The sequence below is a fragment of the Myxococcus eversor genome, from assembly GCF_010894455.1.
GTDB lineage: Bacteria > Myxococcota > Myxococcia > Myxococcales > Myxococcaceae > Myxococcus > Myxococcus eversor.
Genome location: NZ_JAAIXY010000038.1, coordinates 15,719 through 39,733, shown reverse-complemented (window position 1 = coordinate 39,733; position 24,015 = coordinate 15,719). Strand labels below are relative to the sequence as shown.

Annotated in this window: 22 protein-coding genes; 9 read left to right on the top strand and 13 right to left on the bottom strand. The window is 71.3% G+C overall.

The window, feature by feature from the left end:
• The first annotated feature begins 120 nt into the window (after positions 1-120).
• Positions 121-1,395 carry a tetratricopeptide repeat protein gene (locus tag G4D83_RS44250; RefSeq protein ID WP_163870997.1) on the top strand — a complete coding sequence of 425 codons (1,275 nt, stop codon included), beginning with the start codon at positions 121-123 and terminating at the stop codon, positions 1,393-1,395.
• A gap of 6 nt (positions 1,396-1,401) precedes the next feature.
• Here G4D83_RS44250 and G4D83_RS44245 read toward each other — a convergent pair whose 3' ends face one another.
• A complete protein-coding gene (locus tag G4D83_RS44245) occupies positions 1,402-2,016 on the bottom strand; it encodes a DUF4230 domain-containing protein (protein WP_163870996.1) in 615 nt (204 codons plus the stop codon).
• An 85-nt stretch (positions 2,017-2,101) separates the two neighbouring features.
• On the opposite strand from G4D83_RS44245, the gene G4D83_RS44240 reads away from it, so the two are divergent.
• The gene (locus tag G4D83_RS44240) at positions 2,102-2,704 is read left to right on the top strand and encodes a 2OG-Fe(II) oxygenase (protein ID WP_163870995.1); all 603 of its coding nucleotides are present in this window, start codon (positions 2,102-2,104) and stop codon (positions 2,702-2,704) included.
• Between the two features lie 9 nt (positions 2,705-2,713).
• On the opposite strand, the gene G4D83_RS44235 is transcribed toward G4D83_RS44240, so the two are convergent.
• Entirely contained in the window at positions 2,714-3,271 is a 558-nt protein-coding gene (locus G4D83_RS44235) for a helix-turn-helix domain-containing protein (protein ID WP_163871007.1), read from the bottom strand.
• A gap of 93 nt (positions 3,272-3,364) precedes the next feature.
• Here G4D83_RS44235 and G4D83_RS44230 point away from each other — a divergent pair, with 93 nt between their 5' ends.
• Positions 3,365-4,093, top strand: a complete 729-nt coding sequence (locus tag G4D83_RS44230) for an SDR family NAD(P)-dependent oxidoreductase (protein WP_163870994.1) — start codon at positions 3,365-3,367, stop codon at positions 4,091-4,093.
• The gene (locus tag G4D83_RS44225) at positions 4,090-5,115 is read left to right on the top strand and encodes an S-adenosylmethionine:tRNA ribosyltransferase-isomerase (RefSeq protein ID WP_163870993.1); all 1,026 of its coding nucleotides are present in this window, start codon (positions 4,090-4,092) and stop codon (positions 5,113-5,115) included. Before G4D83_RS44230 ends, G4D83_RS44225 begins: the two co-directional genes overlap by 4 nt.
• A gap of 4 nt (positions 5,116-5,119) precedes the next feature.
• Here G4D83_RS44225 and G4D83_RS44220 read toward each other — a convergent pair whose 3' ends face one another.
• From G4D83_RS44220 to G4D83_RS44210, 3 genes are all read right to left on the bottom strand, one after another.
• Positions 5,120-6,340 carry a zinc-dependent alcohol dehydrogenase gene (locus tag G4D83_RS44220; RefSeq protein WP_163870992.1) on the bottom strand — a complete coding sequence of 407 codons (1,221 nt, stop codon included), beginning with the start codon at positions 6,338-6,340 and terminating at the stop codon, positions 5,120-5,122.
• Between the two features lie 157 nt (positions 6,341-6,497).
• The gene (locus G4D83_RS44215; RefSeq protein ID WP_163870991.1) at positions 6,498-8,021 is read right to left on the bottom strand and encodes a Ppx/GppA phosphatase family protein; all 1,524 of its coding nucleotides are present in this window, start codon (positions 8,019-8,021) and stop codon (positions 6,498-6,500) included.
• Positions 8,022-8,134: 113 nt separating this feature from the next.
• Entirely contained in the window at positions 8,135-9,274 is a 1,140-nt protein-coding gene (locus G4D83_RS44210; protein WP_163870990.1) for a phospholipase D-like domain-containing protein, read from the bottom strand.
• A gap of 264 nt (positions 9,275-9,538) precedes the next feature.
• On the opposite strand from G4D83_RS44210, the gene G4D83_RS44205 reads away from it, so the two are divergent.
• Together G4D83_RS44205 and G4D83_RS44200 are read left to right on the top strand one after the other, a co-directional pair.
• Complete coding sequence (locus tag G4D83_RS44205) at positions 9,539-10,549, top strand: serine/threonine-protein kinase (RefSeq protein ID WP_240357170.1); 1,011 nt, start codon at positions 9,539-9,541, stop codon at positions 10,547-10,549.
• An 18-nt stretch (positions 10,550-10,567) separates the two neighbouring features.
• A complete protein-coding gene (locus G4D83_RS44200; RefSeq protein WP_163870988.1) occupies positions 10,568-10,762 on the top strand; it encodes a hypothetical protein in 195 nt (64 codons plus the stop codon).
• Between the two features lie 51 nt (positions 10,763-10,813).
• Here G4D83_RS44200 and queF read toward each other — a convergent pair whose 3' ends face one another.
• Complete coding sequence (queF, locus tag G4D83_RS44195; protein ID WP_141646096.1) at positions 10,814-11,170, bottom strand: preQ(1) synthase; 357 nt, start codon at positions 11,168-11,170, stop codon at positions 10,814-10,816.
• 195 nt (positions 11,171-11,365) lie between these two features.
• Between queF and G4D83_RS44190 the strand changes: the two genes are divergently transcribed.
• Positions 11,366-13,288 carry a hybrid sensor histidine kinase/response regulator gene (locus G4D83_RS44190; protein ID WP_163870987.1) on the top strand — a complete coding sequence of 641 codons (1,923 nt, stop codon included), beginning with the start codon at positions 11,366-11,368 and terminating at the stop codon, positions 13,286-13,288.
• An 87-nt stretch (positions 13,289-13,375) separates the two neighbouring features.
• Here the strand turns inward: G4D83_RS44190 and G4D83_RS44185 are convergent, their stop codons facing one another.
• Genes G4D83_RS44185 through G4D83_RS44175 form a run of 3 tightly spaced genes read right to left on the bottom strand, consistent with a single transcriptional unit; the run spans position 13,376 to position 17,363 of the window.
• Complete coding sequence (locus G4D83_RS44185) at positions 13,376-14,125, bottom strand: carbohydrate deacetylase (protein ID WP_163870986.1); 750 nt, start codon at positions 14,123-14,125, stop codon at positions 13,376-13,378.
• A gap of 18 nt (positions 14,126-14,143) precedes the next feature.
• Entirely contained in the window at positions 14,144-15,163 is a 1,020-nt protein-coding gene (locus G4D83_RS44180) for an extracellular catalytic domain type 1 short-chain-length polyhydroxyalkanoate depolymerase (protein ID WP_163870985.1), read from the bottom strand.
• A 10-nt stretch (positions 15,164-15,173) separates the two neighbouring features.
• Positions 15,174-17,363, bottom strand: a complete 2,190-nt coding sequence (locus G4D83_RS44175; protein ID WP_240357172.1) for a protein kinase domain-containing protein — start codon at positions 17,361-17,363, stop codon at positions 15,174-15,176.
• 379 nt (positions 17,364-17,742) lie between these two features.
• On the opposite strand from G4D83_RS44175, the gene G4D83_RS44170 reads away from it, so the two are divergent.
• Both G4D83_RS44170 and G4D83_RS44165 read left to right on the top strand, forming a co-directional pair.
• Positions 17,743-19,026 (top strand): amidohydrolase family protein, encoded by a 1,284-nt coding sequence (locus G4D83_RS44170; protein WP_163871006.1) that lies wholly within the window; start codon positions 17,743-17,745, stop codon positions 19,024-19,026.
• Between the two features lie 41 nt (positions 19,027-19,067).
• Entirely contained in the window at positions 19,068-19,646 is a 579-nt protein-coding gene (locus G4D83_RS44165; RefSeq protein WP_240357169.1) for a peroxiredoxin, read from the top strand.
• 1 nt (position 19,647) lies between these two features.
• Here the strand turns inward: G4D83_RS44165 and G4D83_RS44160 are convergent, their stop codons facing one another.
• From G4D83_RS44160 to G4D83_RS44145, 4 genes are all read right to left on the bottom strand, one after another.
• Positions 19,648-20,172: a GNAT family N-acetyltransferase gene (locus tag G4D83_RS44160; RefSeq protein WP_163870983.1), complete on the bottom strand. Its 525-nt coding sequence runs from the start codon at positions 20,170-20,172 to the stop codon at positions 19,648-19,650.
• Between the two features lie 93 nt (positions 20,173-20,265).
• Positions 20,266-22,374 (bottom strand): chloride channel protein, encoded by a 2,109-nt coding sequence (locus G4D83_RS44155; RefSeq protein ID WP_176436761.1) that lies wholly within the window; start codon positions 22,372-22,374, stop codon positions 20,266-20,268.
• A 120-nt stretch (positions 22,375-22,494) separates the two neighbouring features.
• A complete protein-coding gene (locus G4D83_RS44150) occupies positions 22,495-23,325 on the bottom strand; it encodes a VirB8 family type IV secretion system protein (protein WP_163870982.1) in 831 nt (276 codons plus the stop codon).
• Positions 23,322-23,948, bottom strand: a complete 627-nt coding sequence (locus G4D83_RS44145; RefSeq protein WP_240357168.1) for an RNA polymerase sigma factor — start codon at positions 23,946-23,948, stop codon at positions 23,322-23,324. The genes G4D83_RS44150 and G4D83_RS44145 overlap by 4 nt, the downstream gene beginning before the upstream one ends.
• Between the last annotated feature and the right edge of the window lie 67 nt (positions 23,949-24,015).

Sequence of the window (24,015 nt, the reverse complement as noted above, 5' to 3'; positions counted from 1 at the left end):
GTTTGTGTATGGAATTGCCCTGGTGCGTCCGGGTGGATTGGAATGCTTGTCTGGCAATGGAACGCGGGAGCGGTGCGGGGTGGGTTCGTGAAATGAGGCGGGGCGTCTAGAGTCGCGGGGGTGAACGGCTTGCTGGAAGTGGAGCGCATCCGCCGCAAGGTGGAGGCGGGTGAGGTCCTGAGTGACGCGGAGCTGGAAGGGCTGCGCGCGCGGGCACAGGGCAGCGAAGGGCCGACGATGCGGCTGGCGGTGGCGCATGCGCTCATCAACGCGGGAGCGGACCGCGAGGCGCTGCCGTTGCTGGAGGCGCTGCGGCGCGACTTCCCTCGGGACGTGCCGGTGATACTGGGGCTCGCCCGGGCGCTGCTCGGGCTGGAGCGCCACGGGGACGCGGAGGCGCTGCTGCGGCAGGCCCGCGCGCAGGAGCCCGGGGACCCGGAGGTCCTCAAGGTGCTCGCGGTGCTGGCGCTGCGTCGGGGCGAGGTGGAGCGGGCGCAGGTGTACGTCAAGGATGCGCTCGCCAGAGACCCGTTCGACGCGGAGACGCGGCTGTTGAAGGAGGAGCTCGAATCGGCGGAGCTTCCGCCCCCGGCCGCGCCGGAGGAGCAGGTGCTCCGGCCGGAGTTCACCGCCGCGCTGGCGGGAGCGCTGGGACGGGCGAGAGTGGCCTTCCGGCGACAGGGGAAGGACCTGCTGGTGAAGCTGGCCTCGGGCGGGGTGGGGCGCGTGGACCTGGGCTCGCTGTATGCGGCCTATCGCGAGGCCCCTGGCTCAGCGGGGCTGAGTCCCTACGTGGAGGCCCTGGCCGCGCGCCTGGGCGGGTTGGACTCGGGGCTGAGCGCGGAGGGGGCTTCGCTGGAGGCCCGGCTGCGCCCGGTGCTGCGTCCGTCGGACTTCGCGGCGAAGGCGGTGGGAGCGCTGCACAGGCCCGGGCCGGCGCGACTGGAGGTCTTCTACGTGCTGGAGGACGCGGACTTCGTGCGCTACCTGCCCGAGTCCGCCCTGCGTGCTTCCGGGCTGACGGAGGAGGGGGTGGACGCGGCGGCGTGGCGAAATCTAGAGGCGCATCCCGCGCCCGTGCGGCCCGTGGTCATCGACCAGGGCGAGGTCCGGCTCGCGGAGACCTTCTCGGGCCTGTGGGCGGTGGCGGGAGGAGATGGGCTCGACGGCGCGCGGCTGCTCACCGCGTCCCAGCGGCGACTGCTGGCGGAGCAGGCGGGAGACGAGCCCCTCTACGGCTCCCTGGTGCGACGCGAGCTGGCGCTCGTGGCCCGGGTGTCCGACGCGTCGGCCCGGGAGCTCCTGGCTGACCTGGAGCCGACCTCGGAGGGAATCGAAGGCCTGTACTTCCTGTCGGACGCGGGGCTCACCCGGGATTGGGCTGCTGGGGACTGAGGGGCTTCAGCCCGCCGTGCTGGTGGGCAGCCGGTCCACGAACAGCACCTCGCGGTAGCCCAGCGTGAGCAGCAGCGCGCGCAGGGCCCGCTCGGCGGAGTCACGGGCGCGCTGCTGGAGTCGTGCATCGGCGCGCACGTCCTTCTCGAAGGCGAGCCGCGCCTTCTCCAGGAGCTGCGCCGTCTGCGCGCTGTCCAGGTTGGAGTCGATGACTTCCATCTCCCCGGGCCGCAGCGCCACGCGCACGTCCAGGGGCGGCAGCACGACATGCACCTTCGTCCCGGCGACGTGGAGGCTGGAGGCGTCCAGTCGCTGGAAGTCGAACCCCAGGTGCGCATCCGCGAAGACGATGGCCCGGCCGCGCGGATTCTGGAGCGTGTACGCCGCCCAGTTCACCACGTCCTTCCACAGCGCATCCGTGGCCTGCGGCTCGGGAGAGAAGGTCACCTTCTTGTAGAGGGCGACCTCCAACGTCTCCAGCCGCGCCACCTCGCGCATCTGCTGCACCACGGAGGCGGTGTCGGGCAGGACGGGGGACGCGGGTCGCAAGAGCAGGCCCGCGCCCAGCGCTCCGGCGGCGATACCCAGGAGGACCGTGAGGATTCGCGAGAGGTGCGCCATGGGCCCCAGTGTATCCCCTTCCTCGCGGCACGCGTCTGGGGCACGGTGCGCGCGTGTGGGCGGCACGTTGCTGGAAGGAGCACGTGTGGAGCTGACCGATGTGGAAGTGACGGAGCTGGGAGCGCGTGGCTATTTCACGCGCCCTGTCTTCCTCGGGGATGTGGCCGCCCTCGCCGCGCGGGCTGATGCGCTGGCGAGGGCTGAATCCGGAGTGCTCCATGCCGCGGGCATCCGCCGGGGCGCCGAGCGGACCCTGGACTCCCGCGTGCGAGGAGACCTCATCGGCTGGATAGAGCCGGAGCCCGGGACTGGGCTCGGCGTCCTGCGGGAACACTTCTCCCAACTGGGACACGCGCTCTCGTCAGCGGCCTACCTCGGCCTGGGACGCTTCGACCTCCAGCTCGCCTGCTACCCCGGCGGCGGAGCGCGCTACGCGCGTCACTTCGACGCCTTCCCAGGCCAATCCAACCGCCGCGCCACCGCCATCTGGTACGCCAACCCGGGCTGGGTGCCCGAGCACGGAGGCGTCCTGCGGCTGTATCCGGAGGACTCCGCACCCGTGGACGTGGCCCCCGTGCTCGACACGCTCGTCGTCTTCCTGAGCGAGCGAATCGAGCACGAGGTGCTGCCCGCCCACGCCTCTCGCCTGGCCCTCACCGCCTGGTACTACGGCCGCGACGCGGGCTGAGCCTTCACCTCACAGCGGGGGCGCGAGCAGGACGACGGAGTAGCCGACCGCCGTGCGCGTCCCCGGGTTCTCGTACGAGTGCTTCTGGTCCCCCCGGAAGACGACGACGTCTCCGGGCTTGAGGACGAAGCGCTCACCGCTGGCGACCAGCGCCATCTCCCCGGACTCACAGGCCAGGTACTCGCGGGTGCCGGGGGTGTGGGGCACGCCGGTGATGCGCACCCCGGAGGGCAGCTCCACCCGGTCGAACTCCATGCCCGGCAGCGGGTCCGGCAGCAGCTTGCGCAACTGCCCCGCACCTCGGATGCGCGTCGTCAGGCTGTCGCGCGGGTAGTGCCGCGCACTGGCGCGAGGCCTCGCCACCAGCTCCTCCAGTGACACCTGGAGCGCCGCCGCCACGCGGTGCAGCACCGACAGCGTGGGGTTCGCGGTGCCCGACTCCAGATTGGCCCACGTCGCCCGGGGCACCCCCGCGAGCTTGGAGAGCTGGGCCTGCGTGGCGCCCCGCGTCTCCCGCAGGGTCCGGATGTTGCGCGCCAGCCTGCTCGGCAGGTCCTCTTCGTCGATGGCCATGGTTTGACAATCTGCCAAAGGATTGTCCGCGACGCCATTCCATCAACGCGGCGGGCGTATCCCTATCCACCAAGGAGGACTTTCCACATGAAGCTGACCGGAAAAGCGGTCCTGGTGACGGGAGCGAGTCGAGGCCTGGGCCGCGCGCTCATGGCGCACTTCGCGCGAAGAGGGGCCCGGGTGGTGGGCGTGGCCCGCCATGCCCCGGAGATGGAGGCCGCCGCCGAGGCCCTGCGCGCGGAAGGGCTGGAGGCGCACGGCGTGGCCTATGACGTCGGTGACAAGGAGTCCATCTACCGGCTGGTGGGCGTGGCCACGTCGCTGGTGGGCCCGCTGGACGTGTTGGTGCACAACGCCAGCATCCTCGGACCCACGCCGCTGCCCCTGCTGCTCGACACCGCGTGCGAGGACCTCCAGCACGTGCTGGAGGTCAACGTGGTGGGCCCCTTCCGGCTCACCAAGGCGGTGGTGGGCAACATGGTGGTGCGAGGGGGCGGGCTGGTACTGAACATCAGCTCGGACGCGGCCCTCTCCGCGTATCCGCGCTGGGGCTCCTACAGCGTGTCCAAGGGTGCGCTGGAGCACCTGGGCCGCCTCTGGGCCACGGAGCTGGAGGGCACGGGCGTGCGCTTCCTCAACGTGGACCCGGGGGAGATGGACACGCGGATGCACTCGGACGCCATGCCGGAGGCGGACCGCTCCACGCTGGCTCGGCCCGAGGACGTGGCGGCGCGCATCGTCGCGATGGTGGAGCGTCGCTCGGAGTCGCTGCCGTCGGGTTCCCGCCTGGAGGCGGCGAGTCTGGAGGCCGCATGAAGCCCGCGCGCTGGCCCGTGGACCATCCCGAGGAGGGGCGGCTCCTGCACATCGAACCTCACGGACGTCGCTTCTCCGATGCCCGCGTGGCGGACCTTCCGTCACTCCTGCGGGACGGAGACCTGCTGGTGGTGAACGACGCCGCCACGTTCCCCGCCTCGCTCCTGGGGCGCACGGCGGCGGGAGAGCGAATCGAGCTGCGACTGCTGGCGCGCGAGCAGGACGGCACCTGGACCGCCGTCCTCTTCGGCGCGGGCGACTGGCGCAAGCGCACCGAGGACCGGCCGCTCCCGCCCGCGCTGCCGGTGGGCTCGCGCTTCACCGTCGTCGGCTTGCCCGTCCAGGTCGTCGAGGTGCTGCCGCCCTCGCCCCGCCTGGTGCGCGTGGCCTTCGACGAGGACGGCGCCGCGCTCTGGTCCGCGCTGTACCAGGGCGGCAGGCCCGTGCAGTACGCGCACACCGTGGCCCCGCTGTCGCTGTGGCACGTGCAGACGGGGTATGGCGCGCGGCCCTGGGCCACGGAGGCGCCGTCGGCGGGACTGCCCCTCACCTGGAACCTGCTGCTGGCGCTGCGTCGTCGAGGCGTGCGGCTGGCGTCGCTCACCCACGCGGCGGGGCTGTCCTCCACCGGGGACGCCGTGCTGGACGCGGCGCTGCCGAGGCCCGAGCGCTCGGACATCCCCGCGGCCACGGTGGCACAGGTGGAGGCCACTCGCGCGGCGGGAGGTCGGGTTGTCGCGGTGGGCACCACGGTGGTGCGCGCGCTGGAGGGCCGTGCGGAGATGAACGGCGGGCGACTGGTGGCGGGCGAGGCGGTGACGGACCTGCTCCTGGGGCCCGGCTTCGTGCCTCGCGTGGTGCACGGGCTGCTCACGGGCATGCACGAGCCTGGAAGCAGCCACCATGCGCTGCTCCAGGCCTTCGCGCCGTCACCGCTCTTGAAGGAGGCGACCGCGCACGCGGAGGCGCGCGGCTACCTGGGGCACGAGTTCGGGGACTCGTGCCTGGTGCTGGACGCGTGAGGGCTCACTGGAGCTGATTGGGCTCCAGCTCCACCTTCACCCAGCCAGGCTTGCGCAGGTCGAAGTTGCGGTAGGCGTCCAGTGCGCTGCTCATGGGCTCCACGTGCGAGAGGATGGCGGTGGGGTCCACCTCGCCCGTGCGCACCAGCTCCAGCAGCCGGGGGATGTACTTGCGGTGGTTGCAGTTGCCCATCTTCATCGTGAGGTTCTTGTTCATCGCCATGCCGATGGGGAACGTGCGCACCTGCTGCGGGTAGACGCCGATGATGGACAGCGTGCCCGCCTTGGCCAGGGACTCCACCGCCCAGGACAGCACCTGTGTGGGCGCGTCACCGGGCACCCAGTTGTCGCCATCCGGCTTCGTCTTCGGCGCGGTCTCCTTCGCCTCGCGCTTGAGCTCCGCCTTCTGCGCGCTGGCCTGCTTCGCCGCGGGTCCCGCGTGCGCGTGCACGGCGTCCACGCCCACCGCGTCGATGGCCCGGTCCACGCCGATGCCGTTGGTGAGGCGCTGAATCGTCTTCACCGGGTCTTCCCGGTCGAAGTTGATGATTTCAGCGCCCTGGGTGCGCGCCAGCTCCAGCCGGTCCTCGTGGCAGTCGATGGCGAAGACGCGGCCCGCCCCGAGCAGCTTCGCGCTGACGATGGCGAACAGCCCCACTGGCCCGCAGCCGAACACCGCCACGGTGTCACCGGGTTTGATTTCCGCCAGCTCCGCGCCGAAGTAGCCGGTGGGGAAGATGTCGGAGATGAGGATGGCCTGCTCGTCCGTCACGCCGTCCGGAATCTTCACCAGCCCCGCGTGCGCGAAGGGAACGCGCACCTTCTCCGCCTGCATGCCGTGGAAGGGGCCCGTCTGCTCCGGCCCGCCGAAGAAGGCCGTGCCCGCGGAAGGCCCGTTGGGGTTCGCGTCGTTGCACTGCGAATGGTAGCCGTCGCGGCAGTAGACACAGTTGCCGCAGGCGATGGTGGAGGGGATGACCACGCGGTCGCCCACGTTGAAGTTGCGCACGTCGTCGCCGAGCGCCTCGATGTAGCCCACGCCCTCGTGACCCAGAATCGTGCCCGGCTTCATCCCCGGCATCGTCCCGCGAATCATGTGCAGGTCCGTGCCACAGATGGCGCTCGCCGACAGCTTGACGATGGCATCCGTCGGCTTCTCGATGCGCGGCTCCGCCACATCGTCGAGCCGGATGTCCCCAATCCCATGGAATACGATGGCCTTCATCTCGTGCTCCTTCCCCGTCCGGGGTGCCAGGCGTTCAAAGTCGAGCAGGGCCCGTCTTGCGACGACGGACCCGTGCGACTTGGAGCGTGGGCATCCACGCGACCGCGGGCAGGGCGCGGCGGCTCCTCTTCCGGTCAGCGGCCGGGAGGACGAGCGACTAACGGCCGCCGGTGTGGACGTGGAAGGTGAGCTTCTTGCCGAAGACGCGGCGGAAGAGCGCCACCTCGTGCTCCGCGTTCCACAGCTCCAGGTCCACCGGCTGGCGCGCGCGCAGGTGCAGGGCGACGCCGTCGCGGCCGTTGGTGGCCTTGAAGTCCTTGATGGGCTGGTGGTGGCTGTGGTCCAGCGAGTTGGCCACGCGCAGCAGGGTGGCGAGCTTGCGCACGGTGCGGGCCTCGGTGGGAGTCAGCCCCGTCATGCCCGAGTGAGCCAGCTCCGGCGGGCTGCGCCGGTGGTAGCGGGCGACTCGGGCCACCAGCTCGCGCTCACGGTCCGCGAGGCCGGGGAGGTCCGCGTGCCGGATGAGGTAGTACGTGTGCTTGTGGTGGCGCTCGTAGTTCACCGCGTGGCCGATGTCGTGCAGCAGCGCGGCGACCTCCAGATAGGGGCGCACCGACAGCGGGAGCTGGTGCAGGGCGGCCAGGTCGTCGAAGAGCGTCAGCGCCATGCGGGCCACCTGACGCGCGTGCTTCTCGTCGAAGAAGAAGCGCTGCCCCATGACGACGGCGGCGTCCGCCAGGCTGTGGTCGTCGTCCTGGTGGTGGGCGTCCTGCCGGTAGAGCAGGTCCACGAGGATGCCGTCGCGCAGGCCCCGGTTGACGACGCTGACGGATTCGATTCCCAGGTACTTCGCCACGCCCTCCAGGATGACGGCGCCGGCGACGATGATGTCGGCGCGCTTGGGGTCGAAGCGCTTGCGCCGCCGGTCCACGGGCATCTGCGCCAGTGTCTCCACCGTCTGGGTGAGCTGGCGCACGGTGGCGTTGCCGCTGCTCTCGCTGGAGGCGAAGGACACCACGGCGTTGATGGTGCCGGACGAGCCGAGCGCCATCCGAGGCAACAGCGGCAGCTTCTCCGGCAGCGTCTTGCCCAGCACCTCCTGGACGAACCCTCGCATGATGCGCAGCTGCTTCGGTGTCACCATGCGTGACGCCTCGAAGACCTCGGTGAGGCGCACCGAGCCCAGCCCCAGGCTCCAGAGGTTGTCGGGCTTCTCGCCCACGGCGGTGGCCACCTCGGTGCTGCCGCCGCCAATGTCGATGAGCAGCGAGCGGGTGCCCGGGGGCTTGCGGTGCAGCACGCCCAGGCAGATGAGGCGCGCCTCCTCCTTGCCGCTGACGACCTCCAGGTTGAGGCCGGCCTCCTCGCGCACGCGTCGGACGATGTCCGGGCTGTTGCGGGCCTCGCGCAGGGCGCTGGTGGCCACCGCGCGCACCTGGGCCTTGTGGCGGCGGCAGAGCGCGGAGTAGCGCCGCAGCGTGGACAGGAGTCGCTCGGCGGTGGCCTCCGGCATGGTGCCGGTGGCGAAGACGCCCTCACCCGGGCGGATGGGGTCTCTCTCCTGATGGAGCGTCTCGAGCGCCCCGTCGGCGTCCGGCCGGGCGAGCTCCAGTCGCACGGCGTTGGTCCCCACATCGATGGCTGCGAGTACGGGCGGGAGGGCGGGGCGGCGAATGGGCATGGTTGGACGTGCGACAGTGTAGAGCGCCCTGGCGGCCCGCGCAGCACGTCATGAGGGGGCTGCGGCCGGGCAGGGGCTTTTTCAGGCCCTCGCGTGACGCGAGCGTGACGGCCTCACCGCTTGCGCCGCCGCCCGATGAAGCTGGCGAAGTGCTCCGCGAAGCGCGCCACGGCCAGTCCCACGACGTCCAACAGCCACCGCTGGAGGCCGGAGCGGCCGCACTGCTCGGGCAGGACGTGCCTCGACAGGGCCACGTGTTTGTCCAGCCACAGGGCCGCTTGCGCCGCCACGGCGGGCTCCTCCGCCTCCACCAGCGTCTCCAGATTCACGAGCGACAGCGGGTCCAGGTTGAAGCTGCCCACCAGCAGCGTCCTGCCGTCCACCACCGCGGCCTTGGCGTGCAGCGTGGAGGCCGTCCACTCGTGGATGCTCACCCCGGCGCGCAGGAAGGTGGCGTACAGCCGCATCGTCGCGGCGCGGGCGAAGATGACGTCGCTGCGTCCGGCGAGCAGCAGCGACACCTTCACGCCCCGGCGCGCCGCGCGCGTCAGCGCCTTCACGAAGCTGTTGTCGGGGAGGAAGTATGCGTGCGCGAGGATGACCTCGTGCTTCGCCCCGTCGATGGCGGACAGGTAGCGCTTGCGCAGCCGGTGCCCCCCGCCGATGCCGGACAGGAACAGCCTCACCGCGCCCGCGGACAGCGCCGCCGCGCCCGCCGTCAGCTTCTCCCCGAGCTGCCGGCAGATGTCACCCCGCAGCTCCACCGCCAGGTCCGCCCAGCCGGGCACGTCGCCCTTGGCCGCGTAGGCGTCGCCGATGTTGATGCCACCCAGGAACGCCACCGTGTCGTCGACGAGGAGAATCTTGCGGTGGTTGCGCCACGAGCGGCCCAGGCACAGCGACGTGAGCGGGTTGTACACGCGCACCTTCGCGCCCGCGGCGAGCAGCGTCTGGGTGAGGTGCTTGCTGGCGCCGATGCTCCCCCAGCCGTCCACCACCACCTTTACCAACACGCCCCGCTTCGCCGCCGCCACCAGAGCGTCCAGGAAGAGCGCGCCCACGCCCTCGCGCTCGAAGGTGTAGACCTCCAGGTGGATGCGGTGCCGGGCGAAGGAGATGGCCTCCAGCATCCGGGGAAACGCCTCCGTCCCTCCATCCAGCAGCGTGCAGTGCTCGCTCGCGTGCTCCCGGGCCAGTGACGGCTGGGACAGCGGGAGCGCGGGCTGCGGGACGACGGAGGCTTCGGTGCGCATGAGCGCATCCACCCTACAACTCTCCCGGGCGGAGCGGGACACGCCCCGGGTGACAGGGAGCGCTTGCCCGGGTGTCCGTCCTGGCTGTCCTCCTTGGACTTCTTCGGCTCGGGCGGATGTGAGTCGTGGACGGGGGTGGCCACGTGAGACATCGACGGTGCGCGTCCAGTTCTGTACCCTTCGCCCGTGCCTGCCGCTGAAAAAGCAGTCCGTCATCGCAAGATTGGCGCGTATCGAGTGCTCGGAGAGCTGGGCCGAGGTGGGATGGCCGTCGTGTATCGCGGCCTCCACGAGATGATTCAGCGCGAGGTCGCCATCAAGGAATTGCTGCCCGAGGGCAAGCGAGACCGGGAGACCTTGTCCCGCTTCCGCCGGGAGTCGCTCGCGCTGGCCGCCTTCCGCCACCAGAACATCGTCACGCTCTACGACCTGGTGGAGAAGAACGACAGCATGTTCATGGTGATGGAGCTGGTGGACGGCCCCACCCTCCACACGCTCATCAAGGAAGGGCCGCTGCCCCCGGACGTCACGGGCGTCATCGCCGCGCGCATCGCCAGCGCGCTGGACCACGCGCACTTCCGCCACATCATCCACCGTGACTTGAAGCCCGCCAACGTCATGCTCACCAAGTCCGGTGACGTGAAGCTGATGGACTTCGGCATCGCCAAGGACGTGGGGCTGGAGGCGCTCACGCAGGCGGGCATGGCGGTGGGTACGCCCTCGTACATGTCCCCGGAGCAGGTGACGGGCGCGCCGCTGGATGGCCGCACCGACATCTTCTCGCTCGGCGTGCTGCTCTACGAGGCCCTCTCCGGTGCCCGGCCCTTCCACGGCAAGACGGCGGGCGAGGTGTTCGCGAAGATTCGCGACGGCAAGTACACGCCGCTCAACAAGGTGGCGCCCAACGTACCCTCGCCCCTGGTGCGCATCATCCAGCGCGCCATGGAGGTGAAGCCGGAGGACCGCTTCCCGGACGCCGCCGCCATGCGCCGTGAGCTGGATGTCTTCCTGGCCCAGGAAGTCCAGGTGTCGCATGCGGGGCTGCTGGTCGCCTTCCTGCGCCACCGCCAGAAGCTGACGGAGACGGAGGCGCAGCAGCTCTTGCGGCCCCAGGAGCTGGACGCGGCGGTGGAGGTCTTCGACACCTCGCGCTCTCGCTCCGGCGGTGGACTCAAGTGGGCGCTCGTCGCGCTCGTCCTCGCGTCGCTGGCCGGAACCGGCCTCTACTTCACCCAGGCGCAGTGGGCGCCACTGGTGCAACAGCTCACCCGCTGAGGCGGGAGGAGGCAGTCCATGGGACGCATGGTCACTTTCATCCTGGGCATCGTCGTGCTGGTCGCGGCGGCGCGGTATGTCCTCAACCGCCCGGCCAAGACGGACCCGGAGGCGGCCGCCGCTCGCAGGCTGCAGAACGTGCACAAGGCCGCTGACCGCATCGAGACGGACCTGAACAAGAACGCCGACGCCATCTTCAACAAGGCGGAGTGAGGCGCGAGCGCCCTCGAGACGGCGCTCGCTGCTCCCGCTGTTGCTACACGATTACTTCTTCTCGTGCGTGACGGTGACGATGGTCCCGATTCCGCCGCGCACGAACCAGTCACCCACCAGCGTCAGCTTGCGCGGCTGGATGGCCTTGATGATGTCGTCGGCGATGGTGTTGGTGACCTTCTCGTGGAAGGCCCCCTCGTTCCGGTAGGCCCACATGTAGAGCTTCAGGCTCTTCAGCTCGATGCAGAGCTGGTCCGGGACGTACGTAATCTTGAACCGGGCGAAGTCCGGCTGCCCGGTGAGCGGGCACAGACACGTGAACTCCGGGCAGTCGAACGCGATTTCGTAGTCGCGCTCGGGCGCCGGGTTGGGGAAGGTCTGGAGTTCCTTGGTCGGCTGCGAAGGCATGGCGCTGTCGTCTACCACACCATCGCTACGTGTCATCCACGACGTGGCTCCCAGCCCCCCTGGCTGCCCCTGAAGGGTTCTGTCACCCCCTCAACGCGGCGGTCGTCCACCAGCGTGGAATGCGGGGGGCGGGCGGGTTGCGCACTCGGGGCGGGGTTCATAATCCCGAAGGCCCCCCGCCACCTTCCCGAGCACATGACGCTTCCCCCTGACGTCGAAGAAGCCTTCTCGTGCCTCCCCCAAGCCCTGGTGCGCGTCGGACCCGACTTGTGCGTCCAGTGGTGTGAGGAAGGGTTCGCCCGCAAGACGGGTATGACGTTGCCCCTGGGCACCAACCTGCTGGAGGCGTTGGAGCGCGGACGGAGCCTGGAGGCGATGGAGCTGGCGGTGCGCGAGGGCCGTCCGCACACCGGCCACGTCATCACCCGGGAGCTGCACCAGGTGCGCGTGCAGGTGAAGCCGGGACGCGAGGAGGAGTCTCCCGGCTCCTGGCTGGTGGTGGAGCCCTCCGGCGTGGATGACGACGGCGCCTTCTCCATGGCGGTGCGCGAGATTGCCCGGGCCGTGGGCGAGACGCTGGAGGTGGACAGCGTGTGCGCCGCGGCCGTCGTCGCGCTGGTGAGATGCGCGCAGGTGCGGCGCGCGGAGGTGTACCTCTGCGAGGAGGATGGCGCGGAGCTGCGTCGCTCGGCGGTGTCGGACCTGGCCGGGAGCGAGTCTCCCGAGGACTCGTTCGACCCGGAGGAGGACCCGTTCCGGCAGGCGCTGGCCTTGCGGCAGGCGCAGCTCGGAATCCAGCGGGGGTATGGGGATTCGATGGGCTCCATCTTCGCCGCGGTGCCGCTGTGCGCGCCGCGCCGGACGGTGGGGTTGCTGCTGCTCTACAAGGAACAGGGCACGTCCTTCTCCGCCCGGGAGCTGGAGCTGTGGACGGCGGCGGCCAACCAGCTCGCGGTGGCGGTGGAGAACGCGCGCCTCCTGCGTGAGGCGAAGGCGGCGCTCCAGGTGCGCGAGGAGTTCATGTCCATCGCGAGCCACGAGCTGAAGACGCCGCTCACCCCGCTGAAGCTGGGCCTGTTCACCATGGAGCGTAAGCTCACGGCGGGGCAGCCGCTGGAGCTGGCCACGGTGCTGAAGTCCAAGCGGCAGGTGGACCGGCTGGCGGGGCTGGTGGATGACCTGCTGGATGCCTCGCGGCTGGACGCCGGGAGGCTGGCGTTGGATTTGTCGCCGCTGGAGGTGGGGCAACTGGTGGCGGAGGTGGTGGACCACTTCCGCGCGGCCTTCGACCGGCCCTTCGCGGTGGACGTGCCGCGCGAGCGCGTGTGGGTGCGGGGAGACAGGGACAGGCTGGAGCAGGTGCTCGTGAATCTGCTGGAGAACGCGCACAAGTACAGCCCGCCGGGCGAGCCCATCACCGTGTGCGTGGAGCGGCTCGCGGGCGAGGCGCGCATCCACGTCCAGGACCATGGCATCGGCATCCCCGGCGCGGACCAGTCCCAGGTGTTCCAACGCTTCTACAAGGCGCGCAACGTATCGCACCGCAACTTCGGGGGACTGGGGCTGGGGTTGTATATCAGCCACTCCATCGCGAGGCTGCACGGGGGCGCGCTGTCGCTGGCGAGCTCGGAGGGCCAGGGCAGCACCTTCACGGTGAGCCTGCCGCGGATGCCGTCGCACGAGGTGAAGCGGCTGCCCCGGCGGGTGCTGCTGCTCGACGAGGACTCCGCGCAGGAGGCCCTGGCCGAGCGCGTGTTGTGCGCCGAGGGGTTCGAGGTGCTCACCACGCGGAACGGAGCGGAGGCGCTGCGCCAGGCCACGCACCTGCCGGTGGACCTCATCGTGCTGTCCACCTCCGTCACCCATGGCAAGGCGGGCCTGTTCCTGGAGACGTTCGCCACGCTGCCACGCGCGCGGCCGGTGCCCATCCTCCTGGCCGGGGATGCGCGGCCGTGGTGGGCCCAGGAGGAGACGTCCCTGTGCACGCGGCCCTACGTCGCCGATGAGCTGGTGGCGCGCGTGCGCAACGTGCTCATGCAGGAGCGGCGGCGGCCGTCTGGAGTCTCGCCCGCGGTGGGGGACCTGCCCCCGCACGTGGGCATGGCCCCTCGAATCTGAGGGGCACGCGCGGAGGCTGGCTCGTCAGGGGCTTGCTCCCACGCAAGGCAGGCACCCATGGCGCGAGCCGCGGACGGGCCGACGACTTCAGCTCGCGGACGTGAGGACGCGGTAGTCCACGGGGGTGATGCCCAGTCGGGACAGCGTCTCGCGGGCCTTCGGGTTCTTGAAGGTGGCCAGCTCCACCTCGCGCTGCGCGCCGTAGCCGCTCTTCACCGTCTCGGGGCGATAGCCCGGGTGGCACATCAGCTCGATGATGCCCTCGGAGGGCAGCGACACCAGCTCCGCCTCCAGTCGCTCCAGCGTCCAGTACGCGTCCGAGCCCGTGTCGCCCAGGAAGTGCGTGTTGGTGGGGATGCCCTGCGTCTTGAGCGCGTGGCGCATGATGGAGTCGATGGAGCGCACCGGCAGCTTCATCTCCCGGGCGACGCGGGACAGGCCCTCCAGCACCAGGGGCTGCAGGTGCAGGTGCATGTGCACGTCCACATGCGTGGGCGGACGCCCCGTCAGCGCGGTGAAGCGCTCCAGCTGCGCGCGCGTCTCCGCCTCCACCACCTCGGCGGTCATGCTCGCGGCGCGCGACTCCAGGAAGTTCCCGTTGGCGCCGAGCATCTCGCGCGGGAAGTCGCTCGACACCGGCGTGCCCCGGGCCAGGTTCAGGTGCAGCCCCAGAGAGAGGCCCTCGGCCTCGTGGGCGGAGGCCTCGGCGAACGGGGTGTTCACCATCAGGGTGGCGGACGAGACGACGCCGTCGCGCATGGCCTGGAGGATGCCTCGGGTGACGGCCGGGTCATACCCCAGGTCGTCGGCGTTGATGATGAGGGCGCGTGTGCTCACGAAGAACTCTCCTGCGCATCAGGGACGAGGCCGGGTTTGGAAGAAGCGCCAGGCCTCGAGCGTGGCGTTCAGGTCCTGCGTGGGGTTGCCCGCGCTGACCGGACTGCCAGGCCAGGTGTGTCCGCCGCCCTGCACGGTGCAGAGCGACGCGGTGGCCGTCTCCGGCGAACAGCCGGTGAAGGCGCTACAAGTGCTGTCCCCCTGGCGGTACGTCTCCACCACCGGGCCGCCGCAGCCATCGCGCTCCGCCCAGCTCCGGACGGAGTCCTCGGCGGAAGGGTAGGCACGGCCGAAGGGGATGTTGTTGCCTCCCGCGTAGAGGATGACGGTGTCCGCGGTGCCATGGATGTGCAGCACCGGCACCGGACGGGACGGGCTGCAGCCGCTCTGGGGCGACATGCCGGAGACGGGCGCCACGGCGGCGAAGCGCCCCGCGCGCTCACAGGCCAGCCGGTACGAGAAGAAGCCGCCGTTGGAGAAGCCGGTGGCGAAGGTGCGGCGCGGGTCCACGCACACGCGGGTGTCCAGGTCCGTCAGCAGCGCGTCCACGAAGCCCACGTCGTCGCTGTTGGACACCTGGGCCGACCCACAGCACGCGCCCGCGTTCCAGCCCCGGGTGTTGTCCCGGGGGGGCGAGGTGCCCCCGTTGAGCTCCGCGGCGCTCAGTCCGCGCGGGTACACGACGAGGAAGCCCTCGGTGTCCGCGAGCGTCGACAGGCCCGTCTGGACTTCAAACTGCTCGGGGTTCGAGCCGAAACCGTGGAACGCGAGCACCGTGGGCATGGGCTTGGTGGCGTCGTAGCCGGGAGGCACGTGGACGCGGTAGGTCCGCGCCCGTCCATCGTGCGTCACTGTCCATTCATGGGTGCCCGGGCCCTCGGACAGTCCGGTGCAGGACGTGCGCTCCGGCACGGAGGGCTCCTCGGGCCCGGGGCCGCCGGTGTCACCGGGGACTTCCGGACGCGAAGCCGTCGAGGACGAACAGCCGAGTGCCCCCAGGACGAGGGCGAGAATCACGAGATGAGGGCCGCGAGGCATGGACGGGAAGCTAATTCCCCGTCTTGCACTCCGCCGCGAGGACGTTCGCCCGTTCGGGGAATCGTTCCTCCAGCGTACGCTTCACCTCGGCGACGGCCGTCGCATTGCCACCATGGGCATGGAGCTGGCATCGCGCGGCCAGGGCCCGAGGGTCCTCCGGGGCCAGCTTGTCCGCCTCCCGATATGCGCGCTCGGCGCCCGTGCTGTCGCCCTGACGGAAGAGGACGGCCCCCAGGTAGTAGTGCGCCACGGCCAGCCGGCCATCCTTGCGCACCGCGCGCTTGAGCAGCGTGGCGGCCTCGTCCACGCGCTCCTGCCGGAAGCGCACGAAGCCCAGCTCCGCCAGGCTGGCCGCGTCGTCGTGCTCACGAGTCCAGGCCGACAGCACCGTGGCGGCCTCGTCCAAACGGCCACTCTGCGACAGCATCCGCCCGTAGCGAGGCGCCACCCGCGCGGTGCCCGGCTTCTGGGCGTAGGCCTTCGCCAGCGCCGCCACCGCGCCGGACAGGTCTCCCTGGCGCTCGCGCAGGTCCGCAAGCATCAGCGAGGGGCGCAAGTCCTTCGGCGCCAGCGTGAGGGCCTCGTCCAGCGCGCGCTCCGCCCTCTTGCCCCGGTTCAGCTCCGTCGCCGCCTGGGCCGCGAGCAGGTGCGCCTCCACGTCCTTCGGAAAGCGCGCGACATACGCCTCCGCCAGCTCCAACGCCTGGGGGTGGGCGCGAGCCGTCAGGAGCGTCGTCCCCGCCTGGGCCAGCTCCTCGGCGGTGGCGCGAGGGTCCGCGCCCAGTCCGGACAACAGCGACACCTTCGCGGCCGGCGTCTCGGCGGCCTGGGCCTTCGCCAGCCGCTCCGTGGGCGACGACTCCTTGCGCGTCAGGTACCACGTCCCTCCGGCACCGAGCGCCGCGAGCCCGAGCACCCCGGCAACGGCGAGTCCCAGCCGCGAGCGGCGTCGAGGGCCGCCCTGGGTGATGCCGGAGTCGTTGCGCGTGGGAGGCGACGAGTCCGTCGGGTTGCGAGTGGGCGGCGACGAGTCCGTCGCGGCGCCAGGTCGAGGTTGCTGCACCACCCCCGGAGAGCTGGCGCGGAAGCCCGCGACGGTGGCGGCCTCGGTGGAGCCCGGCGTCGTGGGCGTAGTCGGGCGCACGGAGTCCGGGGGCTCGCCGCCGTGGAGGGTGGCGCCCACGTCGGGCAGGAAGACCTGGGCCCACGCGGCCGGCACCGTCATGGCGTTGTGGGGCGCGGCGTTGGGGTCGAAGGCGCGCGGAATGGGCGGCGTGCCGCCGTGGGACGGGTCGGCCATCCGCGCGCGGCGCAGGGCCTGGCGCTTCGGGTCCCGGTCCGGTGGGAAGAGGGTGTCCACGTACGCGGCCACCTGTTCACCGGTGGCGACCTCGGCCTGGCCGCCGATGGCCTCGATGGCGTCGATGAAGGACTCGAGGCTGTCGAAGCGCGCGGCCGGGTCTCTCTGGAGCGCGGTGAGGCACACCAGCTCCAGCGCGGCGGGGACGGACGGGTCGAACGCGGTGGGGGGGCGCGCGCGTCCCTCGGCGATGCGGCCCAGCACCTCCTCGGCCGTCATGCCGGTGAAGGGCCTGCGGCCACAGAGCTGCTCGTACAGCATGACGCCCGCGGCGAAGAGGTCCGCGCGGTGGTCCACCGGCTTGCCGGCGATCATCTCCGGCGACATGTAGAAGAACTTGCCCTTGAGGACGCCGGGCTCGGTGCCCGACCCGAGCGCATCCGCCTTGGCGATGCCGAAGTCGATGACCTTCACCGCGCCGTTCACACCCACATGGATGTTGTCGGGGGTGAAGTCGCGGTGGACGATGCGCAGCGGGCGCCCCGCCTCGTCGACGGCGCGGTGGGCCGCGTCCAAACCTCGGCAGGCCTCCACCAGCACGCGCAGGGTGATGCCCAACGGCACGCGCTGGCCCCGCTCGGCGGCCTCCTGCCGCAGCTCCGCGAAGGAGCGGCCCTCCAACAGCTCCATCGCGATGAAGGGCTCGGTGCCCTCCATCCCCAGCTCCAGGATGGCGACGACGTTGGGGTGGCGCACCTGCGCGGTGATTCGCGCCTCGTTGAGGAACATCTGCACCACGCGCCGGTCCGAGGCCAGGTGCGGCATCAGCCGCTTCACCGCCACCGCGGGCCCGCGCGCGCCGTCATCCTCGAAGCGGCGCCCCAGGTACACCTCGGCCATGCCGCCCGTCGCGATGCGCGCGGACAGCCGGTAGCGACCGACCCAATAGGTGTTCGGACCCGACTCCAAGATGGCGCCAGTCTATGTGGAGAGCCTCCCCGCGTCCCCCCTCAGAAGTTCGAGGGGGATGCCTGCCCGGCTCCGTCCCGAACCCTGTCGCCCGGCGCCTTGAGTCCCCGTGACGCGCGGGCCCAAGCCTGGGTGTGGGTTTCCACGTGTCCGGGAAGGTCGGAAGCCCGCATGGCGCCCGGCGCGGCGCTCGTGGGCCTTACGCGGGGTGTGGGCGCTCCATCTGCCCGCTCGCATGAGGGGGTGGGTGGAGTGCTAACCTCGCGACCCGCTGACCCGCCACGCGCGTCGTTCTTCGTTCGGAGGGATGTTGGGCACCGTCCTCAAGGGTGGTTTCGTCGTCGAGCTGGAGCCCGCGGTGGTGGAGCGCGTGGACTTGCGCGTCGAAGGGGAGCGAATCGTCGCGCGGGGGCCGGACCTGACGCCCCATCCCGACGACGAGGTGGTGGCCCTCTCCGGCAAGCTCGTCTTCCCGGGCCTGGTCAGCGCGCACCACCGGCTGCACGCCGTCCTGGGTCGGGGCATGCCGAACACCGCGATGGAGACCTACCAGGACATCCTGGAGAAGGTGCTCTGGCCCTACGAGGACGCGCTGGACCTGGACGCGGTCCAGGTGGCGGGCTGTGCGGGCGGCCTGGAGGCGCTCCAGTGCGGCACGACGACGGTGTGCAACCTGCACTCGTCGCCCAAGGCGGTGTCGGGCTCGCTGGTGCGGCTGGCGCGCGGGCTCCACGAGGTGGGCGTGCGCGGCGTGCTCGCCTACGCGGTGTCGGACCGCGGCGGGGCGGTGGGGCGCGAGGAGGGGCTGGAGGAGACGGTGGGCTTCGCGCAGAAGGCGAAGGGGAGATTCCGGGGCCAGGTGGGCGCGGCCCCCTGCTTCACGCTGGGGCCCGACGCGCTCCAGGGCCTCGCCGAGGCGTTGAAGGCGGCGAACACCGGCCTGCACATCCCGCTCGCGGAGGACCCGCTGGATGAGCGGCTGTCCAATGAGCGGCACGGCGCCTCGCAGGTGCCCCGACTGTTGGACGCGGGGCTGTTGTCGCCTCGCAGCCAGCTGGCGCACGTGGGACATCTGGCGTGGGCGGACCTGGCGCAGGTGATTGCGACGGGGGCGTGGATTGTCCACACGCCGCGCGCCAACCAGGGGCTGGAGGTGGGCTATGCGCCGGCGCTGAAGTTCGGCGCGCGCGCGACGCTGGGGGCGGACGGCGTGTCGGCGGACCTGTTCGCGGAGGCGCAGGCGGCGTACCTGCGCTCGCGCGAGGCGGGGCAGCCCATCGACGTGCTGCGCTACCTGGCCAACGGGCACCGGCTGGTGTCCCAGCACTTCGGTGCGCCGGTGGGGCCGATGCGCGAGGGCGCGCTGGCGGACCTGCTGGTGCTCGACTACCTGCCGGCCACGCCGCTGACGGCGGAGAACCTGGCGTGGCACGTGGTGTTCGGCCTGGGCAGCCGGCACGTGGAGGCGGTGATGGTGGACGGGGTGTGGCGCATGTGGGCGCGCCGGCCGCTGTCCGTGAATCCCTCCGTCGTGGCCGAGCAGGCGCGCGAGGCGGCCGCGGCCGTGTGGGCGCGCATGGCCGAGGCGAAGTAGCGGGCCCGCGTCGCTTGCCTGGGAGGAGCGGGCCCGCTCAAATGCCCGGCATGCTCCTCGCTCCCGTACTGCTCGCAGGCCTGCTGGTTGGCGCCGTTCCCAACGTGGGCGACACCGCCCCTGACTTCACCGTGAAGGACACGGACGGCAAGGTCTACATCCTGTCGGAGATGGTGAAGCAGGGGCCCGTCATCGTCGCCTTCTTCCCCAAGGCCTTCACGGGCGGGTGCACCAAGGAGCTCAAGGCGTATACGGCCCGGCACTCGGAAATCGAAAAGCTGCAGGGGCGCGTGCTGGCCTTCAGCACGGACGACGCGGCGACGCTCAAGCGCTTCAAGGACGAGCTGAAGGCGCCGTTCCCCTTCATCCCGGACCCGGAGGGCAAGGTGGTGGAGGCGTACGACGTGAAGATGCCGGTGATGACGGTGTCCAAGCGCTACACCTTCGTCGTCGGCGAGGGGCGCAAGGTCCTCAAGGTGGACTCGGGCGGTGACGCCATCGACCCGTCGGGCGCCATCACCTCGTGCACCCAGGGCAAGCCCGCCGCCGCTCCCGAGCCCGGCGCGACGCCAGCGCCCGCCGCGAAGCAGCCCGCTCCCGAGGCGAAGCCGAAGCCGTAGCCTACCGGTCCTTGAGCGGTTTGAGTCGCAGGGGAGGCAGTCCCCGGTTGTCGAAGAGCTGGGCCGGGGAGTCCTCCACGTAGCTGTCCTCGAACTGGCCGCCGGTGTACTCGCGGATGACCTTCCTCCAGAAGGAGGTGGCCGCGTGGTTGGCGGGGAGCTGGGACACCTCCCACAGCCCCCGGAAGCGGTCGAACACGGCCATGGCCGCGCGCCGGCCCAGTCCGTAGCCCCGCTCGCCGCGCAGGATGAAGAACTCACTCATCCGGAAGTCGCGCCCGGGCGTCATGTACGGGAAGGGCGCCTGCGCCACGAAGGCGAAGCCCACCGTGCGGCCCTCCCAGCGCAACAGCAGCGGGTGGACCTCGTTGGAGTCCGCCAGCCACGTGGGCAGGAAGTTCGGCACCCACTGGCCCTGCGCGTCCAGGCGGTACTCCACGCCGAACTCGCTCAAGTCGTGCAGGTAGAGCGGGTACAGGTTTCGCAGCAGCGGGTGCTCGGCTGGACTCGCACGGAGTAGCTCCACGGACGCCTCCGGGCGCCCAGCATGTCCCATCCTTCGCGCCACGAACAGGACGAGCCTTCCTCGTAGAAGGGGGGTGGCCCGGACCCCAGGTCGTCAGTGCGAGGTCTCCGAGGCGCTGACGGGGCTGTCTCCGCTCGCGTGAGCCCGGGCGTGCTGGGCGAAGAGGAAGCGCCTCACCGCGGCGCGGGTCAGCAGGCCCCGGGTGGCGATGCCCTCGGGCGCGGCGACGGGCAGGGCGTCCACGTCCTCCTGGTCCATGAGGAGCAGCGCGTGGGCCAGGTCGGTTTCGGGGGCCAGGGCTGGCAGCTTGCGCGCCAAATCACTGGCCACCAGCAGCGGGTACATGGCCTCGTCGCGCCACACCTCGCGCAGTTGCTCCACCTGGACGATGCCGTAGACCTCGCCGTGGGTGTCGAGCACCACCAGCGCGCCTGTCTCAGAGGTGAGCAGCAGGTCCGCCAGGGGGCGCATCGGCAGGCCCGCGGGCACGGGCGCCATGTGCTCCATCAGCTCCTTCACGGGCGTGCTCTCCAGGAGGTCCGTGTCGCTGGGCGCCTTGGGCGCGTTGCGCTCGATGAGGTAGTGGCACAGCGCGGAGGCGATGGTGCATGTCACCATCAGCGGGAGGATGATGTCGTGGTTCCCGCTCAGCTCGTACATCATCATCATCCCGGTGAGCGGACCGCGGTTGAGCGCCGCCACCGCGCCGCCCATGCCCACCAGCGCGTACGCCCCGCTGGGGCCGGTGCTGGCCGGGAAGAAGTAGTGCACCAGCGTGCCGAACGCGCCGCCCGCCATGGCGCCGATGACGGCCGCGGGGAAGAACGTCCCGCCCGAGCCCCCCGAGCCGATGGTGATGGCCGTCGCCACCAGCTTCAGCACGCAGGCGGTGACGAGGAAGAAGAAGGACAGCTTTCCCACCGCCGCCAGGTTGATGAAGTCGTGCCCGCTGCCCCACACGGTGGGGCTGACGAAGGCCATGGTGCCCGCGCACAGCCCGCCCACGCCCGCGCGGAACGGCAGCGACTTGCGGCCCAGCCACGGCGACAGCTTGCCACCCATGCGCCCCTGGAAGAAGTGCTCCACCCCGTGCAGCATCCGCACGAAGGTGAAGGCCAACAGGCCGCAGCCGATGCCCAGCGCCGCGTAGGCCAGGACTTCCGAGCCGCTCACCAGTTCGTACGGCACGCTGCGCAGGATGGGCGCCTCGCCCAGCACGCCCTGGCTCACCAGGGTGCCCGCCACGCTGGCCAGGATGATGGGCGAGAAGACGCGCAGCTCGAACTCGCGGAGGATGATTTCCATCGCGAACACCGCGCCGGCGATGGGGGCGTTGAAGGACGCGGAGATGCCCGCGCCCGCGCCGCACGCCAGGAGGATGGACAGCTCCCTGCGGCTGAAGCCCAGCACCCGGCCCACCGTGGAGGCGAACGCCGCGCCGCCATAGACGATGGGGCCCTCGCGGCCCGCCGACCCGCCGCTGCCAATGGTGATGGCGGACGCCACCAGCTTCAACAAGCCCCGGTCCGCGGGCACCACGTTGGCGCCGCTCTTCACCGCCCGGACGACCTCCGGGACGCCGTGGCCATGCGTCTCCGGCCTGTCGCGCAGCAGCCGTCCCACCGCCACTCCGCCCAGCGTCGGCGCCAGCAGCATCAGCCACCAGGGCAGTTGGGGAATCGCCTCCGCCAGGAAATGCGGGTGGCCGAAGACGCTGTTGAGCGCGGCCAGCGCCACCAGGGGGTAGTAGAGCGACAGCGCGCCCAGCGTCAGCAGCGCCAGGAGGCGCAGCCGTCGCTTCACCTCGTCCCGAGGGCCCCCGGGCTCGATGACCCGCGCCAGCAGCAGCGCGCCGAACGCCAGCGGCGCCCCGACGATGGCGTACTCCAGATGCCACCGCGCCGAGCCGAACGCGTCCACCAGCGTCAGCAACTGGCTGCGGCGCAGCGTGTGCGCCAGCTCCGCCGCGCCGAACGTCAGGCCGCTGAAGAGGCCAATCAGGTTGGAGAAGATGCCGGCGACGAGGCCGCTGTAGAGCCCCACCACCGCGCCCGCCACCGGCAGCACGGACGGGCCGGGCAGTCGCAGGCGGTTGGAGGCTTGGAGCGCCGTGTGGGTGAAACGGCTCAGCAGTTCTCGGGCTCGGAGGAGCCACGCCGCGCGCTGGGTCACCACTCCAGGCGGAGGTTCATCGACATTCATTGGTCCTCCCACTAACCCATCCCGAACGTGGAAGCTGCAACGTTCTGGAGTGACTTGTCGGGCCGGTGGCACTCCTCTCGGAGGTACAGCGGGAGGGAGCGAGGGGAGGGGCGCCCGCCCTCAGGGCGCGTGGCTGCTCGTGGGCAGGCGCGAGCGCAGCAGCACGGCGATGCCCCCGAGCCCCAGCCAGGGGACGACATGGCCCCAGAGCAGGTGTGACGCCGTCCCGTCGGGGCAGTGGAGGTGGAGGACGAGCAGGCTGGCCGCGCCCGCGGACAGGCCGGCGGCCAGGGCGCGCGCGGGGTGGAAGGCGGAGCGGCTCAAGAGCACCAGCGTGACGGCCAGGGGCACCACCGTCACCGCCAGCTCCGTGCCCATGCAGCCGACGAGGCCCGCGAGGAAGGATTTGCCCTGTTGGCCGGAGCCCGTGAGCACCACGGTGAGCCCCAGGGCTCCCGAGGTGGCGAGGACCGCCACCCAGGGCACGACGCGGCGCTGGGGCGACAGCGCGACATAGGTCCCAGCGGCCAGCAGCGCGAGGATGAGGACCCCCACGCCCACGACGAGGCTGGAGTGGGCCGCGTTGCGCACCCAGAAGTCGCGGCTCAAGAGCACAAGCCCCACGCCCACCGTCGCCGCGTGGACGCCCACCAACAGCGCCAGTCCATGCCACCAGGGGCGCGCCTTCGGCTGCTTCGCCAGGGCCTCCAGGGCGAAGCGCCGCGCGTCGAGCTGACCGGGCAGGGTGTCCTCGTCGTCCTCATCGTCAGAGGAGGCCGCGGACGCCAGCGCGGCCGGAGCGAGGCTCGGTCCAGCGAGGCTCGGTCCACTGATGAACTCGAAGCCGCCCGTCACCACCTGGCACTCCTGGCATCGGGCCACGTGCGCGGCCAGGTCCGGGGGCAGGGTCTCGCCCAGGCAGTCCATCACCCGTGAACACTCGGGAGTCATTCCAGGGTCTCCGTTCGGAGCGCGGCGAGCAGCTCGCGCAGGCGCAGGTAGCCGCGATGGGCCCGGACCTTCACCGCGCTCTCGGTGAGGCCCAGGGTGTCGGCGATTTCGGCGAAGCCCATGCCCTCGAAGCGGTGCAGGAGGATGGGGATGCGCTGGCTCTCCGGCAGCGCGTCGAGCGCCTGGCGCACCGCGCGCTCCAATCCCACGTCGCGGGGGCCGGGGCTCTCGTCGGCGATGCCCGTGGGCAGCTCTCCCTCGGGGGTCAGCTCCTCGGGGCGGCGGCCCCGGCGCTGGAAGTCCCGCGCCGCGTTGGTGGCGATGGCGTACAGCCAGGGCTTGAAGCGGGAGCCCGGAAGGAAGCGCCCGCGCGCGCGGACCAGGGACATGAAGGTGAGCTGCACCAGGTCCTCGGCCGTGGACGCGCTGCCCGTCAGCCGCGTGAGGTAGCCGCGCACCTGTCGCGAGTGGCGCTGGAAGAGCGCGTCGAACGCCGGAGCCTGCCCCTCACAGAACCGCGCCATCAGCACCTCGTCGGACTCGAGGGCGACGGAGGCGCGCCCCGAGTCGTCTCCGGTACGCACGGGCGCGGAGGCGGGTTTCATCGGCGGAGGCGAAGTCACGCGCGAGCCACTCTAGCCGGTTGGCCGGGACTCGGGTGGGTGCGCCTCCGCCCCGCCCTCACGGAGG